Source organism: Faecalitalea cylindroides ATCC 27803 (genome assembly GCF_000469305.1).
In the GTDB taxonomy this organism is placed as follows: domain Bacteria; phylum Bacillota_I; class Bacilli_A; order Erysipelotrichales; family Erysipelotrichaceae; genus Faecalitalea; species Faecalitalea cylindroides.
The window spans coordinates 1-614 of record NZ_KI270995.1 but is presented as its reverse complement, the minus strand read 5'-3'; the positions used below and the strand labels follow the sequence as shown (position 1 = coordinate 614).

Here is a 614-nt window from a genome sequence, read left to right as displayed (position 1 = left end):
GCTCACATAAGCATCCTTTCATCATGATTCAATTTTAATAATGTTTACGTTTAAACAATACAGCTAACAAAGCACCTAGAGAAGCTATTCCCAATACAGACCAAGCTAAAATATTTGTCTGTGTGCTTGTTTGTGCTGTATCTTTGGCAGAATCTTTATTGGAATTCTCTTTACCGGTATCCGTTGTTTTTTGCTGTACTGTTACATAAATCGTTCTGACTACACGGGTCCCATGACTATCCGTTACTTCATATACCACGGTATATTTTCCAGCTTTGGAAGTATCTACTGTATTTTTAGTGATAACAATCTTGCCCGTAAGGTCACCATCTTCTGCATCGGTTGCCGTTACACCCTGCATTGGATCAAATGCATCGCCTACCGTGATCGTAATATCACCGGCATGGAAAACTGGAAGTGCGTTTACTGTAATGGTAATCGTCTTTTCCGTTGTATTTCCAGCTTGATCCGTTACTTTATAAGTCACTTCATATTGACCGGATTGAGTGTTATCCACTGTTCCAGTTACTTCAATGGAAGCCGTAAGATCTACAGTTCCATCGTAGGCACGAACACCCTCCATAAGATCAATATCTTCACCTACATTGATGGTT

Annotated in this window: 1 protein-coding gene; it reads right to left on the bottom strand. The window is 39.7% G+C overall.

Annotated elements, in window-relative coordinates; translation table 11 throughout:
- Positions 1-34: 34 nt before the first annotated feature.
- On the bottom strand, positions 35-614 hold a 580-nt coding region (locus HMPREF0367_RS04960; protein ID WP_035401767.1), incomplete at its 5' end, for an immunoglobulin-like domain-containing protein.